Raw genomic sequence first — 16,343 nt, 5'->3', positions numbered from 1 at the left:
TCCGCGGTCGCAACCGTCGCTCCCAGGCTGGTCAGGATCGCTGTCGCATGCGCGCCAGCATCGGTCTTCGCCGGCACGCCCCTGGGAGGGTCAGGACGCGAAGCTAGATGATCCCCTGCTGCTTCAGCTGCTCGATCTTGCCGGCATCATAGCCGAGCTTGCCGCCGAGCACCTCCTGGGTGTGCTCGCCGAGCAGCGGCGGGGCGCGGTAATTCTCGATCGGAGTCTCCGAGAGGGTCAGCGCGTTGCGGATCAGCGACAGATCGGGCTCGAACGGATGATCGACCTTCACCCGCATGCCGCGCGACTGGACGTGCGGATCGGAAAACACCTGCTCGAAATTGTTGATCGGGCCTGACGGCACGCCGGCCTCCTCCAGCTTGTCCAGCCAGTAGGCCACCGGCTGCTTCAGGAACAGGCCGGCAAAGATCGCCATGATTTCCTTGCCGTGCACGACGCGGTCGTTGTTCTTGACGAAGCGCTTGTCGTTGGCGAGCTCGGGCTCGCCGAGCACGGCGCAGGTGCGCTGGAACTGGCCGTCATTTCCGACCACCAGCATCAGCTCGCCGTCGGTGCAGCGGAATACGCCGGCCGGCATGCCGCCATTGCCCCAGGTGCCGCGGCGCGGCGGCATCTTGCCGTTGACGAGGTAGATCTGCAGCCAGTGCGACAGCGATGCGATGACGGTATCGAACAGGCAGACGTCGATGTGCTGTCCCTGCCCGTCATTGGCGTCGCGATGGTACAGCGCCGAGAGAATCCCGATCGAGGTGTTCATGCCGGTCATGTAGTCGACGATCGACGGGCCGACCTTCATCGGACCCTCGCCGGGCTCGCCGTCGATATGGCCGGTGACGCTCATCAGGCCGCCCATCGCCTGCAGGATGGCGTCATAGCCGGCGCGCGGGGCGTAGGGGCCGGTCTGGCCGAAGCCGGTCACCGAGCAATAGATGATGCCGGGGTTGATCGCCTTGATCGTCTCGTAGTCGAGGCCGTAGCGCTTGAGATCGCCGACCTTGTAGTTCTCCATGAAGACGTCGACGTCCTTGGCGAGCGCGCGGATGATCGCCTGCCCCTCCGGCTTGGCGATGTTGACGGTGACCGACTTCTTGTTGCGATTGGCGCAAAGGTAGAACGAGTTGTTGTTGTTGGCCTTGCCCTCGGGGTCGGTCAGATAAGGCGGACCGAAGGCGCGCGCGTCGTCGCCGGTGCCCGGCCGCTCGATCTTGATCACCTCCGCGCCGAGATCGCCCAGCATCTGGGCCGACAGGGGCCCGGCCAGCACGCGGGTGAGGTCAAGGATCTTGATGCCTGAGAGCGGCAAGGCCGACATATCGATTTCCTCCGGGAACTGGATATTGGCGCGGCGGCCTTAAGCCCTGGCCGCGCTCCCTGCGGATACACCATTTTGGAGTTCTGAGCACTGCGTTCGGGGCATACGGCTATCCATCGCCCGGCAGCAGGAGCGGCCCTGCGGCGGGCGAATTTCCGCGCCACGGCTATCACGCCTGCGCCGGCGCTCCGCCACGGCGATCCGCGCCGCTGATGACGGCTAGAACCTGACGCTGATTCCACCGCGCACGGACTGGAAGCGAGGATGCTGCTCGTAGCTCCCGACGTCGGGCCAGTCGAAGCGGGACGTGCCGAAATCGCTATAGCGATATTCCAGGCGCGCCGTAACCCGATTGGTCAGCGCCGCTTCTCCGCCGACGCCTGCGGTCCATCCGGTCTTCGAAATGTCGGCATCCACCGTGGGAACTGCCAATGTCGACGTCCACCGGTACTTCAGCTCGGTGAACGCCAAGCCACCCGTCACATAGAGCAGCAGGCGCTCAGTCGGTGTAAAGCCGAGCCGTCCGCGAACGGAGGCCTCCCACTCCTTGCGCGCGTCGTATCGGAGAAACGGGATGTTAAATCCGCCGTTCACCGGGCCCACGTCTACATCGGCCTCAAGGCCAACAACGAGCCTGTCCAATTGATGGTTGTAGCCCACATGGACACCGCCGAAGCCGCCGTCCGCGCGGAACCCATGCGTGAAGCCGGTCGGAGGCCCGCCCAAGAAGAATTCGACAGTGCGATCCTGGCTCCACGCGTAACCACCTTGGACACCTGCATAGAAGCCACTCCATGCGAAGGGCGACACGGCGACAGAGCGCACTGCCTTAACGGGCAAGTCGGCAGCATCCGCAGCGACGGCGGAGCAGGCCAGCGCGGCGAGGCAGATTAGCGTGCGTTTCATTGCAAATTCCAGCCCATGGGATTGACGATTCCAACTCTAGCGGGTTCCCCCCGCGTTTGCTGTGGCGGCCGGGCGACACTCGGTGAAAACGAATAGGAAGCGACCGGCAACTCGCGGCAACCGACGTGCCGCCGACCTCACACCACACCGGCCGCGGCCACCTGCGGTCGGCGGCGGCCGAGCAGAACCAGGATCAGCACCGCTGCGCAGGAGCAGACGAAGGTGAGACCGAGCGCGCCGCGGCTGCCGAACTGGGTGAGCAGGCCGGCAAGAACGGGCGGCGAGATCGCGGAGGCCAGATTGAGCGGCAGCGCAATCATCGACGACGCCTTGGCGAACTCGGCCTGATCGTAGAACACCAGCGGGATCGTCGCCCGCGCCACCGCCATGGCGCCGCTGCCGGCGCCGTAGAGCAGGATGAAGACCGCGACCGCCCAGGTCGCCCCCTCGCTCAGCATCAAGAGCAGCATGGCAACGGGCAGCGCCGTGCCGGCGACAAGCCCCGTCGTAATGCCGTCCCAGCGCCCGCCGCCGAGGAAGTCGAGCCCGCGGGCGCTGACCTGGATCACGCCGAGCATCGAGCCGAAGGCGATCGCCTGCGCCGGCGCCAGCCCCTCTGCCCGCAGCAATTCGATGAAAACGGCACTCAGGCCGAACGTGACGAAGGCATTGACGGTGATCGCGGCGACGACGAGGCCGAACGTGCTCCGCGGAATCGACAGCGCATTGGCCTGTTTTGCGGGAGCGGTGCCCCCCTCCTTCGCGATGGCCCGGCGCGGAGTTGCGAAAGCATAAAGCGGCAGCGAAACGAGAAACAGCATGGCGGCGTAGACGAGGCAGGTGCCGCGCCAACCGAAATGGCCGCTCAGGAACGAGGTGGTCGGCCAGAAGATGCTGCCGGACAGTCCCGTCACCAGCATGAGCGCGCCAATCGCGCTCTTGGCCTGTCGCCCGGCGACCTCGTTGAGCATGATATAGGCGCCGGTCGACAGCGTGGCGCTGCCGCCCATGCCGAGGATGACCCAGGCCACGAAATAGAGCATCGGCTCGTGCGCAAAATACAGAAGGACATAGCCCGGCACGGCCACGACGGTGCCCACCATCATCACCTTGCGTGCGCCGTGCCGCGCAAAAGCCCTGGCGAGCCAGGGCGCGCAAAGGCCCATGGTGACATAGAGCGTCGAGGTGCCCGCAAACACCATCGGCAGGCTCATGCCCAGATCGGCCGCGAGGTCGCGGCCCACGATCGGCGGAAGGCCGATCGTGCCCCATCCAATGAGCTGGGTGATTGCAAGCACCAGCAGGACCCCGATGAGCCTGCCGTCAGATTTCAAGAACCGCATTCAGATCGTCGCCTGCCCCAGCTGCATGCGTGCGCACAGACACGTCATAGCGGGAGTCTTGATAACGGAAGTCCTGGCGCAGCGGAACGCCGGCCGCCGAATGGCAGAAGGCGGCCGGGAGCATGTCAGCAGGAGGCAGTAGCCTCTACCCCGCGAGCCCGAGCACGGATCGCGCCTCGGCCGCGGTCGCGACGCGCCGGCCGTGGCGCGCGACAGCCTCGCCGGCGATGGTCACGAGCTCAGCATTGCTGGCGGCCAGGCGGGTCTTGTCGATCCTGATATTGTCCTCGAGCCCGGTGCGCACCGCGTCGGCGCCGCGCGCAAGCGCCCAGCCCATGACCTCGGCCTGATGGCGTCCGATCCCGGCAGCGGTCCACGTCGCTTTCGGGATCAGCCGCTTCAGCTCTCCCAGGAGGATGTCGAGGACATGCTCGTCCGCAGGCATCGCGTTCTTGACGCCCATGACGAATTGCACGTGCGGACGCGAGTCCATCAGCCCCGCCTCGATCAGACGCCGCGCACCGTGTAGATGCGACAGATCGAAGATCTCGATTTCCGGGCGGATGCCATTTGTCTTCATGCCGGTCGCGAGAGTCTCGACCAGGGCGGCGCCGTTCTCATAGACGATCGTCGGAAAGTTCACCGATCCTGTCGACAGCGAGGCCATGTCCGGCTTCAGATAAAGCGATGATCCCCGCGCCGAGGGATCGCGGCCCCGCCCGCCGGTCGAGAACTGAACGATCATCCCCGGACAATGCTTTTTGATCCCCTCCTGCACCTGCGCGAAGCGCGCGGGGTCGGAGGACGGCGTCTCGTCATCGTTGCGAACATGGATATGGGCAAGCGTGGCGCCGGCCTCGAAGGCCTCCTGCGTCGACTCGATCTGCTCGGACGGCAAGATCGGCACCGCGGGATTGTCCTTCTTGCGCGGAACGGAGCCGGTGATGGCGACAGCAACAACAACGGGGTTCATCCCTTGACCTCATGATGATCGCGCTCGCGCGCACGGACTTCGAATAGGCACTCAAGTAACGCATCGAGCCCTGCCGCTGCAAACATCATCGATCGCAGCGGCAGGCCCCTTGCGTGCCCTTCAGGTCGGAATTGCGGCCGCACCACTCGCCGCCTCCGCACGCTGCCGCTCATAGTCGGCCCGCGGCATCGGAACGGCCTTGGGATTGCCGAGATCATCGATACTGACCCGATAGGTCTCCCGGGCCGTGACGGCCGCCAGCGCCGCGATGACAGTGATACCGAAGGCGATCGCTCCCACCGTCAAGGGGACATTGTCCGAGCCGGGAGGTGCCACGGTCGCAAACAGGGCCGGAAGCAATGCGGTGATGGTCGTTCCGATGTTCTGCGAGATCGCCATCGCCGACACGCGGGTGCGTGTCGGAAACAGCTCGGGGTAAAAGCTCGGGAAGATCGCGTTGTAGCCCTGATAGACGACGCCCCACATCAGCAGCGACACCAGGATCGCCAGCGGCACATTCCTGATGCTGATGGCATAGAGATAGACGAAGGCAAGCAAGCCTGAGAGCAGCGCGCCCACGATGATCGGAGGCTTGCGACCGACCTTGTCGGAGAGATTGCCGACGAAGGGAATGACGAATATGGCCAGCATATTTCCGAGGACCGGGATCCACAGATAGACGTCCTTGGCAAAACCGATGCCATAGGCCGGCTGCACCGCGTAGGCCGCACCGAAGATGGTCGCAACGACCGGGATGACGTTCATCAGAGCCATGCAGATGACCCTGAGCATGTCGCGCCAGCTCAGCTTGATGGCCTGAACAATGGGCGACCGCGGCGTTTCTCCCCGTGCGCCCTCTTGCGCAAAGGCAGGGGTTTCGTCGACTTCGCGACGAATGATGTAGCCTGCGACAATGACGAAGAAGCTGAGCAGGAACGGAATCCGCCATCCCCAGCTATTGAATGCGTCGGTCGGCATATAGGCCGCCAGCGGCAGGAACACGGCTGCCGCGAGGATTTGTCCGGCCTGCACGCCCTGAAGGGCGAAACTGACATAGAAGCCGCGCCGGCCGAACGGCGCATGCTCCAGGATCATCGAGCTCGCGCCGGAGATTTCACCGGCCACCGCAAATCCCTGCACAAGGCGCAGGATGACGAGCAGGATCGGCGCCAGGATGCCGACCTGCTGATAGGTCGGCAGAAAACCCACCGCCATCGTCGAGATGCCCATCAGGAACATGCAGACGATGAGAACGGTCTTGCGGCCATGGGTGTCGCCCCAATGTCCGAGAACGAAAGCCCCGATCGGCCGGGCCACATATCCCACACCATAGGTCGCCAGCGATGCGACGATGGCGACGGTGGGATTTTCCGACGGGAAGAAGATTTGCGGGAAGATCAGCGACGCGGCGGTCGCGTAGATGAAGAAGTCATAATATTCGAGAGCCGAACCGATCCAGCCGCTGGCAGCGGCCTTCCTGGACTGACTCATGTGACGGATCGTGCGAGTCGTGGTCATCGCAGAAAATTCCTCCACTGGGTTTGCTGACGTCCCGTTGTCGGGCTTCGCTAGAAATTGGGCAGCATTCTCCGGGCGCTCTGCCGACTTCCGCGAGCGCTTGTCACTGCCGATGGGTATCCGATTGGTCGCGACAATAGGCTTTCGCCGGGCTAACACAATTACCCAGTTATGCGATAAACCTAACATGATGTTATTTTCGCCGGACTTGAACAGAGTTGGCGATTGTGCGCCGATCAGCAGCGCTCCGGCGGAGACGCGTCGTCGACATCCGACGCAGAGACGACCAGATATTTTCAGACCGTCCGTTCAAAACACGCTTTTCGCCACAAGCGCACGCTGGGCTCGCTTCTCCCATGCCAGCAAGATTGCCCGCATCAGACAGCGCGACTGTGTGTGGGAGACCAGCCGCCGCCGTCTGCCACGAGAAGAGCTCCCGTGACGACTACACCTTGTTTGGCGTGGGCATCAAAAATCAGGCGGCCCTCTTCAAGCGCTTGAAGCGCTCCATCCGGAAGGGTGCGGGATCTACGCAAGGCGTCGAACCGGTCACGAGATCGGCCATCAGGGCGCCGGCGCCAGGACCGATACCGAAGCCGTGGCCCGAGAAGCCGGTCGCGAGATAGAAGCCTGGAACGGAGCCGACCGGAGCGATAACTGGAACGGCATCCGGCGTGACATCCATCAGGCCGGCCCACATTTGCATGATCTTGGCGCCGCGGAACGCCGGGAAGGCTTCGCACAGATGGGTGACGCCGCCGTGGACGAACCGCAGCGACGGATCGGGATCAAGAATGCGGACATGCTCGAAAGGACTAACCTCATCACTCTTCCAGCTGCGGGCCATTTTCACCTCGCGAACGAACTGACCGCCGATGCGAAGCGTCAGTTCGTTCCAGCTCTTGATGAGCGTCGGCGCATAGTCGCAGAACAATCGAAAACTGTCCGGCGTAATCGGGGCGACGTTCGCGTTGCGCTGGGCGACGGTGAACCCGCCATCTAGACGGCGGCGGAAAGCGAAGTTGCCCGCACCAACGGCAAAATCCGGAACGCCCTCGATCGAAGAAACGCGGGCGACGCTGCCGAGGATCTTCAGGACCGGAAGATCGATGCCCATGTTGCCGGCGAAGAGGCGCGACCAAGCCCCTCCCGCCAGCACGACGGACGAACAGCGAATCTCGCCGCGCTCGGTGACACAGCCGCTCACCCTGCCCGCCGATCGCTCGATGGAACGGACCGCGCAGTTGGTGAGGATATGCACCCCTTTCGCGGCCGCGCCGCGCGCGATTGCAGGGACGGCGATAAACGGCTCCGCCTTGCCGTCGCTCGGCGTATGCAGCGCGGCACGGAACGGTTTCGCCATACCCGGCATGAGCGTCTTCAGCGCCTCGCCCCTTACGAAGCGAGAGTCGAGATCGAAAGACGTGGCGTGTTTCAACCACTCGTCATACATCGCAACGTCGGCATCCGTGTCGCAGAGATAGGCGATGCCGGCCTGCCGAAAGCCGGTTTCGCCGCCGATACGCTCGTTCATGCCACGCCAGAGCCGAAGACTCTCGATCGCGAGCGGCAACTCGGCCGGATCGCGCCCCATTTGGCGTACCCAGCCCCAGTTTCGCGACGACTGCTCTGCTCCGATCAATCCCTTTTCGCACAGGGCAACGGAGACGCCACGCTCAACCAGCGAAAGCGCGGTCGACACGCCGATGATGCCGCCGCCGATCACGACGACGTCCACATGCGCAGGCAGCTCCTGCGGCGCGACGACAAGATCGGGAATAATCCTGGACACGTGGTCCTCCTTGAAACGGGTACGCGGAAGGCGAGCCGGGCCGGATGTGCCGCCCGGGCTCAGCGTCCCGGACGGTCGAGGAAATCGCGCAGGCGATACCAGCCGGCAAAGAGCGGCACGAACCAGGGCTTGCCCGAATAGAAGGGCACGGCCGTGAATGTCTCGCGATCGAAGGCCGATGGCATGTTCTGCTCGCCGAGAATTTTGCGTGCTGTCTGGTAGCCGAGAAAGGTCATCAGCGCGACGCCGTTGCCATTGCAACCAGCCGCGAAATCCGCGCCGTCGCGAGCCCCGAGATGGGCTATCTTGTCGACGGTCATGGCCACGCGCCCGCTCCAGGCATGAGTGATCTTCACGCCCGCAAGCTGCGGCCAGATGGCCAACATGCGCGCATAAAGCCGCTTCGCGGCCAGCTTGTCGGGCATGTCGAAGATGCCCGGGCGTGAACCAAACAGAAGCCGTGTCCCGTCAGGCGACGGCCTGGCGTAGATCAAATCACGGCGTGTGTCGGACACCATGCGGGCCTGCGGAACGAGCTCGGCCAGGAGATCGGCCGGCAGCGGCGCGGTGGCAATCTGATAGCTCTTGACCGGCACGATACGGCTGGCGAGGCCAGGCGTCGCATCGGCGGCGGTGTAACCGTTTGTGGTTGCGACCACGTGGGCAGCCCGGATGGCGCCTCGAGCGGTCGGCACGATCTTCTCTCCTTTCGCACCATCCTGCACCATACCCGCGCGCGCATGCGAGCGCAGCATGACGCCGGCGGCGCGCGCCCGGTCGCGCAGCGCCTTGTGATACTTGCCCGGATGCAGACCGCCATATTCGTCGATCACCATGCCGCCGTGATAATAGTCCGAACCGATGGCCGATCGCTGATGCGCGCGATCGAGGAAATGTACGGTCACGCCGGTCTTTTCCGCCAGAAGCATGCCGTGCCGCTTCAGGGTTTCGTAATCGCCCGCGGCGTGGGCGCCGAAAAAGCGGCCGCTGAGCGCAAGCCCCGCATCCAGCTTCTCCGTCTCGACCAGCATCTTCAGATAATCGAAGCTCTCGTTGCTCTCGCCGATCAGGCGCGAGAAGAGCACGGGATCGATTCCCTTGATCGCACCACTAACCACCAGCTTCTGGCCACTCGACACCATCCCGCCCGAACGCGTCGAGGCTCCCTCCCCGATCCGGTCACCGTCGATGACGACGACGGAGCGCCCGGCGCGCGCCAGATGAGTCGCTGCATTCAACCCGGCATAGCCCGAGCCGATGACCACGACGTCGGCTCGCTCCGGCAGCGGATCGAGATCGGTCTCCGGTTCCGCGGCCTCCCACCAGTAAGGCGTCTCCTTGAAGTCCTTGGCGTAGATGTCATCAAAACGAGGCATGATGTATTGGGCCTTCCGGCTCACCTTTCATTTTCATTGCACGTGGGATGGCCGCACCACGCAGCGCGTCCGCCCCGGTGGTGCGATCAGAGAACCTGACCGAGGAATTCGCGCGTGCGCGGGTCTCGCGGATTGTCGAAGAGTTCCGCAGGAGGTGCACTTTCCACGATCAGACCACGATCGGTGAAACAAACGCGTTGCGAGACTTCCCGGGCGAACTTCATCTCGTGCGTCACGAGAATGCAGGTGAGGCCCTCCTCCACCAGTTCGCGGATCGCGAACAGCACGTCCTTTACCGTTTCGGGATCGAGCGCAGCCGTCACCTCGTCGAACAGGATCGCTTCCGGCTGCATCGCGAGTGCGCGGGCGATTGCCACGCGCTGCTGCTGGCCGCCGGACAGCTGCCCCGGATAGCTGTCCGCCTTCTCCGAGAGCCGCACCTTCTTCAGGAGCTTGCGGGCCCGCTCCTCGACTTCGGCGCGATCGTGTCCGAGAACCTGGATCGGCGCCATCATGATGTTTTCCAGTGCCGTACGATGCGGGAAAAGATTGTACTGCTGGAACACCATCGCGACCTGATGGCGCAGCACCCGCATCTGCTTTTCCGACCTCATTTCATGCACACGGTGTGCGCCGACGCGGACAAAGCCTTCGTCCACGGGAATCAGGCCGTTGATGCAGCGCAGAATGGTGGACTTTCCCGACCCGGAAGGACCGATAATGCAGACTGCCTCGCCCTTCTGCACGAACATCGAAATGCCCTTGAGAACAGGGACGTCACCGAAGGACTTGCGGACGTTGTCGAGCTCGATCAGCGCGTCGATGCGGTTCACAGGCTTTCTCCCTTCACGGCGCGCTCCAACCGGCGCGCGACGACCGCGATCGGATAGCAATAGGCGATGAACAGGAAAAGGATGGTCAAATAGAAGTAGACGATCACGCGCTCGTTCTCCATGGCGAGCAAAGTATTCAGAATTGTCAGCACGTCCTGGATACCGGTCACCGTGGCGAGCGCTGTCGCGATCATCAGCAACGCGTAGGAATTCATCCAGCCCGGGATCATGCGCCGCAGCGCCTGCGGCATGATCACGTGGCGATAGATCTGGCCGGTGCCATAGCCTAGCGAACGTGCCGCTTCCCACTGACCGCTGTGAATGGACTGAACGGCGCCCCGGATCACCTCGGAGAAATTCGCCGCCGTCGGCAGCGCAAGGCCAATCACGGCCTTCACGAACGGCGGGAACGCAATGGTCGTGCCGAAGACATGCATCTCAAACGGCAGGAAATAGAGCGTTGCAAAAAGCAGAACGAGCCAGGGTGAATTGCGCAGGAAATTCATCAGCAGAAGAGACGGGACCCGGATCGGCCCGAACCTGGCGAGCGTCGCAAGACCCATGATCGTACCGAGCACCGTCGCCAGTGCCATGGAGGCGATCGAGAGAATGATATTGAGGGCAAAGCCGCCATTGATCGGCCAGCCGGACGCCGAGCCGGTGAGAAGCAGAGGAAGCCGCGCCAGCACGCGGCTCCAGTGCGCCGAGCCGCCCGCCGCCGCATCGACCCCGATCCAGACGGCCACGCCAAAGGCGATCAGCAGCAGAACGGCGCGCTTCTTTCCGTCGTAGGAGAGCATGGAGCCCGCGATCAATGCCCCCTCCCGTAACCTGGGAAGGCCATGAAGGCTTCGAGCCTCGCCATTGCAAATGTGAGGATGGACACCAGCACCACATATATGAGGAGGACCAGAATCATGACCTCGAGCGTGCGGAACGTGTCATTGTAGATCTGCCCGGCGTAGTACATCAGTTCCGGCACGGTGATGACGGATGCCTGCGACGTCGTCTTAAAGAGGTTGGTCAGGATGTTCGTCAGTCCCGGCAGGCAGATGCGGGTGGCGATCGGCGCCTCGATGCGCCAGAAGCGGGCCCATCGGCCGTACCCCAGCGACCGTGCGGCATCGATGATCGACCGCGGCATGGTTTCGATGCCCGAGCGGAAGGCTTCGGTCGCCAGCGCCCCGCCGAAGAGACTGAGCGAAATCGCAGCACAGGCAAAAGCACTGAGAAGCGGAACCGATAATCCCGTCGACGGATCGGTCACCTTGAGGCCGAGGTTCGAGAAGGTGAAATAGGCAAACAACATCTGCAACAGCGGCGGCGTGTTGCGGAACACCTCTACGAACAGCTCGATCAGGGCATCGAGCCAGAAAATCCGCAGCGTGAGCCCGAGGGCCCCGAGCATCCCGATGAGGATAGCGGCCGCCGATGAGAGCGCCGCCAGCTTCAGCGTGTTGACAACACCGGTCAGCAGCCATTGCTGGTACGCAGGATCCGCGAGCCAGGAATAGTCGAGTCCGAACAAAGGCCGCTCCGTGTGCGTCAGTTCTTCTTCGCGACCGCAGCCTTCGCCCGCGCGGCGATGTAGTCGGAGTGCGGCATGCCGAACTCCGTCTCCCACGCGATCAGCTTGCCTTCGGCCTCGGCCTTCGCGATGGCCTTGTCGACGGCTTCGCGGAATTCCGTATCTCCCTTGCGAAGGCCGCCCGCCATCGGCTGGAATTCATAGGGCGCCACCGCGATCTTGTAGTTTGCCCAATCGGGCTCCTTGAGCTTCTGCTGAAGCGTCATGTCGTCAAAGACGAAGCCGATGCAACGATTGTCCTTCAGCGCACGATAGGCTTCCGGCTGGGTCTTGAAGGCCACGAGATTGATGCCGAACTCCTCGGTCATCTTCTTGTTGTAGTAGGAGCCCTGGATACCGCAGACCGACTTGCCCTTCAGCTCTTCCCACTTGGAGACCGTCGCTTCCTTGGCCGCCAGCACGGACGGGCCGGCAGCGGAAACGTATTCCGTCGTGAAGTCGATGACCTTGGCGCGCTCGGCCGTGACGCCGAGCGTGGCGAAGATCGCATCGATGCGGCCGGCGGTCAGGAATTCGATGCGATTGGACGCGACGACAGGCACGAGCTCGATCTTGTCCTCGGAGCCAAGGAGCTCCTTGGCAACGTACTTCGCAAGCGAGACCTCGAAGCCGACGATGTCGCCCTTGTCGTTCAGATAGCCATAGGGCACGTAATCATTCTTCACGCCGACGACGAGCTTGCCGCGCGCCTTGACGTTCTCAAGCGTGCCCGCCACGGCGGCGCTACCAGCAAAAAAAGCAGCGAGCGCAACAGCGGAAACGCCCATCATCGTTTTGAAGCCTGTCATCCTGTTCCTCTGGATAAATCACGGCCCTCCAGCCCTGTTGCCACAGCGCCGCGTCAGCCATCAGCTTTGCGAATGCAGAAATCAGGTCGCTCAAAAAATATGCATCAATCCCAAGCGACCTAATTTTCATCATTGGAGACGCATCTTTCTCAATGTACAAGTTGTTGAGACCGCTTTTTTCATGATGTGAGATACTGTGCCGGTGATCGCCCAACCGCCCTCCAGTGGAGCCCAGTTGCTCGACCGGACCGTCATCCTGCTGGATCTCGTCGCCGATGGCGGCGTCGAGGGCCTATCGCTCAAGGACCTGGCGGCCCGCTCCGGGCTAAACACCGCCACCTGTCACCGCATCCTCAACACGCTGGTCGGTCACAAGCTGCTTGCCCGCGACGACAAAAAACGGCGCTACAGGTTGGGTGCGCGCATGGCGATCTACGGCGTCCGCGCGGCTCGCGGCCCCGGCATCATCAGCCGCTGCGAGATCGCGCTGTCCCGGCTCAGGCGCCGCACCGGCGACACGACCCATCTGATGGCCCGCTTCAACCACGATTCCGTTTGTCTCGACCGGCGCGACGGCGAATGCATCGTGCCGACGCTGACGGGATCGATCGGCGGCTTCGTCCCCCTCGGCGTGGGCCCGGGCTCGATCGCAATGCTCGCATTCCTGGACGAGGACGAGCAGGACTACATCATCCGCGCCAACCTCGGGCGCTACGCGTCCTATCGCAACCTCACCGAGAACAAGGTTCGACAGCTGATCGCCGACACCCGTCGCCGCGGTTACGCGGTGGATGTGGGCGAGCTCATTCCCGGCATTGCCGGAGTTGGATTGCCGATCATGACGCCGGGCGAAAAGCCGGGCGCGGCGCTCAGTTTCACGCTGCTCTGCGCCAAGCTGACGCCGGGCGTCCTCGAACATTACGGCGCCCTCCTGAAAGAGGAAATCGACGCCATCGTCGGTCAGTAGGAAGGATCAGGGTGGCGTGGCGACGGCCGGAAACAGGTTAGCGGATCTCGTTCACTAGGGATGATGCGCAGTCGTGGCGCGGTACTCGCTCAGGATCACAAGCGCACGGGCTTGATCGTATCCCTAGCTTCCCAGCGCATTCTCGCCGGCTTCACGACCGGGAACGCTGACATGCACCTCATGCCCCTGACGGATCGCCAGGGAGGCGGCAGCGACCGCGGACTCGAACGCGGCTTCCTTGGTCGCGTATTTGCTTTTGACGTCGCCGTCATGCAGCACGCCCCATTCATCCTCGACCGGCACGATCGCGTATTGAGCAAGGCCCATGGTGCAACTCCTCGATATCTAGCGCTGCGTGACCTGCCGATGGGCCGCCGTCACCCGCCACACGGCGTTGCCGCTGTCGTCGGCGACCAGCAATGTGCCGGCCTTGTCGATGGCACCAGCATCGGATGACCCGCGATTTGCGCGGTGGAGCGCACGCGCACGGCTTGTTGCACGGTCGGCCTCGTGTGGCTTTTCGCCCTACCCGACCGGCCAACTCTTGTTTGCGGTGAAGGTTCCTACTCTCGCGCCGCCACCGGCGCGCCGGCCTGATACGCCGCATAGGCGCACTTCAAGCCATCGTGAAGCGAGGTCGTGGCACGCCAGCCGAGCTTGGCGAGACGGCTAACGTCGAGCAGTTTGCGCGGCGTTCGATCGGGACGCGAGCTATCGACACTGATATCGCCGCACGCATTTGTCGCGGTTTCGAGTTCGACGTCGGTATTGACGCAACACCTCACCACCGCAGTAGCCGCGGCCCGAGCGCGGCCCCCGCCAGAGTGCACACCACGATCGTTCCACCGCGAAACAGTCGATCGCAAAGCGAGCATCAGGACGTGTCAAGCAGCCGATTTGTCAGACTGAAACCTGACCACTCTCGCAAAATCTTCGAAAAATTTGGAGCGGGTGAAGGGAATCGAACCCTCGTATTCAGCTTGGAAGTCAAAACCATATCTATCCCGCGACTTCACCGAAGTTCACCAAAGTGCTTAAAACAAGCACTTTACTGAATTTTCGACTGCACGCGATGTCACTCGAAATACCCAAAAAGCCGTCCAAGTCACGCCCTATTGCGCCCTATGAGCGCCCTGAAAAATGGAACTTTCGGCGACGCCGGCCAACAAAAAAGGCGCCGTGTCAACCGGCGCCTCGCACTCTATCAGCTGTTTCGATTCTATTCAGCCGCTATCAACCGTCCGGTGGCACGCTTGATAGCCTCAGCTACTGCAGCGCTTACGTCCGCGAATGCGATCTTGCGATAGCCGCCTACCAGGGGATCATCGAACGGCACGATAACCAGCGGCTCCAGTTCATCATCCGGCCCGGACACGGTGCCATCAAGCACATGCGGGAAATTCCCCGTCGGCGCCGTGGCATCAGCCACAGCAGCGAATTCACCGCCGCCCAGATGGCGCCAGCCGTTCACCAGCGCACCCACTGGCAGTTTAAATTTGACCTTCATGATTCTCTCCTAATAAAAAATTCCGACGCTAACCTAACTGTCATTCGGTCGCCCCTGCCCCAGACTGGAGCTTGGCCAGATCCCGCTCCGCCCGCGCCCGGTCCTCGTCGTCCTCTGCCTCCTTCACCCGCTCCTTGAAGATCAGGACCAGCTTGTCGTGCAGCGGCATCTTGTTGTCGCTGCCGTCGTCAGTGGATTTGAGGAAGAGGATCATACCGGGATTGTCGCATCACGACATATGGTGGCCGATCTTGGCGGCGGCGCAGACGATGGCGCTGCGAGTGGCTGCGGCCTCATCGCCGTCGTGATCAGCGAAGTCTACCATGCAGGTATTTGACGAAAGTCGCCCAGGTAGCAGGAAGCGCGCTGTGGTGGCCCATCAGTCATCGCGCTCAATCTGCACCGTCAGCCCGAGCTTCACCGCCAGGCGCAGCGCGTCACCGTCGTCGGTGAGCGGATTCCATGACTCTGGGCCATTATCAGTGACGACGAACGCTATCATCTCGTACCAGCCGATATCGATCCCCGCCACCTTCGCTGCCAACGCCAGCAGCTCGCGGTCGGCGGTCACGATTCACTGCCCTTCAGGAACATGCGGATGCGCTCGGCCAGCGGCGGCGCGTCAACCAAGCCGCCAGCCTTCTCGATCGCTGCGATGTCGTCATCGGATTTCTTCATCACGGCGGACAGCATCGCGCGGGCGGCATCAAGCTGCGCACGCAACTCATAAATCTCGCCGGCGTTGCATGACAGCGTGTTTTCGATCAACTCTGATTCCAGCCGATCAGTCGGCAGCCCCTCGCACGCATTCCAGCACGCCGCTAAGCGGCGGGCGTCAGGTTCAAGAACCGATCTCGCCACAGCAACCACCTGCCCAGGTTGATACGGGACCACTAAGCTGAAATAGATTACGCCGTCATTTTTCTCTGGGTATGCGTAGTTCAGCCGGCCTTGTGTGTGCTGACTTTCTCGATTGATTTCCATACACCTCCCTTGTGAGTGTTTCGTCAGTGGGCCCTGCGTGAAGGCGGTCATTCTGCATCCTGCTCGGCGTCAGGATTCATGTCAGCCAGAGAGTCCCAGCCGACCCCCAGAGTGAACAAATTTCTGATTGGTTGGATCGCTGCTGGGGCTTTGAACGGCGCCGAGAAATCCCACCCTTCGGATCCATCGTATTCACCGCGCCACATTTTGGCGCCATCGGAGAAAACGATGATCAGGTCTTCGGCTACTTTCTGCGAGCCGAAGCCTGCATCATATTCCTTATCAGCGAGGATCTGGAATTGCTCCCATGTGCAGCTGTGTCCAGTTTCCTCTGATCCGATAAAAACAATATCATCCGTGGAATGGCCTGATTCCTGAATTGCCGCCACGGTCTCAGTCAGTAAGTTCATACACCTCCCTTGTAAGTGTTTCGTT

The 16,343-nt window shown here is 62.5% G+C and carries 18 protein-coding genes and 1 pseudogene; 1 reads left to right on the top strand and 18 read right to left on the bottom strand.

Annotated features, from left to right (window positions below; all coding sequences use genetic code 11):
* Nucleotides 1-103: 103 nt before the first annotated feature.
* The 11 genes from ACVJ5M_RS20070 to ACVJ5M_RS20020 form a co-directional block, all read right to left on the bottom strand.
* A complete protein-coding gene (locus ACVJ5M_RS20070; protein WP_063982558.1) occupies nt 104-1,333 on the bottom strand; it encodes a CaiB/BaiF CoA transferase family protein in 1,230 nt (409 codons plus the stop codon).
* Between the two features lie 219 nt (nt 1,334-1,552).
* Nucleotides 1,553-2,239 (bottom strand): outer membrane protein, encoded by a 687-nt coding sequence (locus ACVJ5M_RS20065; RefSeq protein WP_231142171.1) that lies wholly within the window; start codon nt 2,237-2,239, stop codon nt 1,553-1,555.
* A gap of 137 nt (nt 2,240-2,376) precedes the next feature.
* Nucleotides 2,377-3,582, bottom strand: coding sequence for an MFS transporter (locus ACVJ5M_RS20060; protein WP_354078101.1), 1,206 nt, complete (start codon nt 3,580-3,582; stop codon nt 2,377-2,379).
* A gap of 145 nt (nt 3,583-3,727) precedes the next feature.
* Nucleotides 3,728-4,555, bottom strand: a complete 828-nt coding sequence (locus ACVJ5M_RS20055) for a BKACE family enzyme (RefSeq protein ID WP_231142173.1) — start codon at nt 4,553-4,555, stop codon at nt 3,728-3,730.
* A 120-nt stretch (nt 4,556-4,675) separates the two neighbouring features.
* The gene (locus ACVJ5M_RS20050; RefSeq protein WP_354100620.1) at nt 4,676-6,073 is read right to left on the bottom strand and encodes an MFS transporter; all 1,398 of its coding nucleotides are present in this window, start codon (nt 6,071-6,073) and stop codon (nt 4,676-4,678) included.
* A 475-nt stretch (nt 6,074-6,548) separates the two neighbouring features.
* A complete protein-coding gene (locus ACVJ5M_RS20045) occupies nt 6,549-7,865 on the bottom strand; it encodes an NAD(P)/FAD-dependent oxidoreductase (RefSeq protein WP_231142175.1) in 1,317 nt (438 codons plus the stop codon).
* 59 nt (nt 7,866-7,924) lie between these two features.
* The gene (locus ACVJ5M_RS20040) at nt 7,925-9,241 is read right to left on the bottom strand and encodes an NAD(P)/FAD-dependent oxidoreductase (protein ID WP_231142176.1); all 1,317 of its coding nucleotides are present in this window, start codon (nt 9,239-9,241) and stop codon (nt 7,925-7,927) included.
* 86 nt (nt 9,242-9,327) lie between these two features.
* Nucleotides 9,328-10,074: an amino acid ABC transporter ATP-binding protein gene (locus tag ACVJ5M_RS20035; protein WP_283843392.1), complete on the bottom strand. Its 747-nt coding sequence runs from the start codon at nt 10,072-10,074 to the stop codon at nt 9,328-9,330.
* Nucleotides 10,071-10,889, bottom strand: a complete 819-nt coding sequence (locus ACVJ5M_RS20030) for an amino acid ABC transporter permease (protein WP_231142177.1) — start codon at nt 10,887-10,889, stop codon at nt 10,071-10,073. Before ACVJ5M_RS20030 ends, ACVJ5M_RS20035 begins: the two co-directional genes overlap by 4 nt.
* A complete protein-coding gene (locus ACVJ5M_RS20025) occupies nt 10,886-11,602 on the bottom strand; it encodes an amino acid ABC transporter permease (RefSeq protein WP_063982553.1) in 717 nt (238 codons plus the stop codon). Before ACVJ5M_RS20025 ends, ACVJ5M_RS20030 begins: the two co-directional genes overlap by 4 nt.
* 17 nt (nt 11,603-11,619) lie before the next feature.
* Nucleotides 11,620-12,450 carry a transporter substrate-binding domain-containing protein gene (locus tag ACVJ5M_RS20020; RefSeq protein WP_231142178.1) on the bottom strand — a complete coding sequence of 277 codons (831 nt, stop codon included), beginning with the start codon at nt 12,448-12,450 and terminating at the stop codon, nt 11,620-11,622.
* A 235-nt stretch (nt 12,451-12,685) separates the two neighbouring features.
* Between ACVJ5M_RS20020 and ACVJ5M_RS20015 the strand changes: the two genes are divergently transcribed.
* Entirely contained in the window at nt 12,686-13,417 is a 732-nt protein-coding gene (locus tag ACVJ5M_RS20015) for an IclR family transcriptional regulator (protein WP_231142179.1), read from the top strand.
* A 123-nt stretch (nt 13,418-13,540) separates the two neighbouring features.
* Here ACVJ5M_RS20015 and ACVJ5M_RS20010 read toward each other — a convergent pair whose 3' ends face one another.
* The 7 genes and pseudogenes from ACVJ5M_RS20010 to ACVJ5M_RS19980 all read right to left on the bottom strand — a co-directional run bounded on the left by ACVJ5M_RS20010 (nt 13,541) and on the right by ACVJ5M_RS19980 (nt 16,318).
* The gene (locus ACVJ5M_RS20010; protein ID WP_063986285.1) at nt 13,541-13,744 is read right to left on the bottom strand and encodes a hypothetical protein; all 204 of its coding nucleotides are present in this window, start codon (nt 13,742-13,744) and stop codon (nt 13,541-13,543) included.
* A 236-nt stretch (nt 13,745-13,980) separates the two neighbouring features.
* Nucleotides 13,981-14,148: pseudogene (locus ACVJ5M_RS20005) on the bottom strand (GDP-L-fucose synthase); the annotation flags it as partial.
* A 488-nt stretch (nt 14,149-14,636) separates the two neighbouring features.
* Nucleotides 14,637-14,924, bottom strand: coding sequence for a hypothetical protein (locus ACVJ5M_RS20000; protein ID WP_354099103.1), 288 nt, complete (start codon nt 14,922-14,924; stop codon nt 14,637-14,639).
* Nucleotides 14,925-14,964: 40 nt separating this feature from the next.
* On the bottom strand, nt 14,965-15,138 hold the full coding sequence (locus ACVJ5M_RS19995; protein WP_231142181.1) for a hypothetical protein: 174 nt from the start codon (nt 15,136-15,138) through the stop codon (nt 14,965-14,967).
* Nucleotides 15,139-15,303: 165 nt separating this feature from the next.
* Entirely contained in the window at nt 15,304-15,495 is a 192-nt protein-coding gene (locus ACVJ5M_RS19990; RefSeq protein ID WP_231142182.1) for a hypothetical protein, read from the bottom strand.
* Nucleotides 15,492-15,959, bottom strand: a complete 468-nt coding sequence (locus ACVJ5M_RS19985) for a hypothetical protein (protein ID WP_354078087.1) — start codon at nt 15,957-15,959, stop codon at nt 15,492-15,494. The genes ACVJ5M_RS19990 and ACVJ5M_RS19985 overlap by 4 nt, the downstream gene beginning before the upstream one ends.
* The gene (locus tag ACVJ5M_RS19980) at nt 15,956-16,318 is read right to left on the bottom strand and encodes a hypothetical protein (RefSeq protein WP_231142184.1); all 363 of its coding nucleotides are present in this window, start codon (nt 16,316-16,318) and stop codon (nt 15,956-15,958) included. The genes ACVJ5M_RS19985 and ACVJ5M_RS19980 overlap by 4 nt, the downstream gene beginning before the upstream one ends.
* Between the last annotated feature and the right edge of the window lie 25 nt (nt 16,319-16,343).

The sequence above is a fragment of the Bradyrhizobium sp. S3.7.6 genome (assembly GCF_054061875.1).
This window is presented reverse-complemented; position numbering and strand designations above follow the sequence as displayed.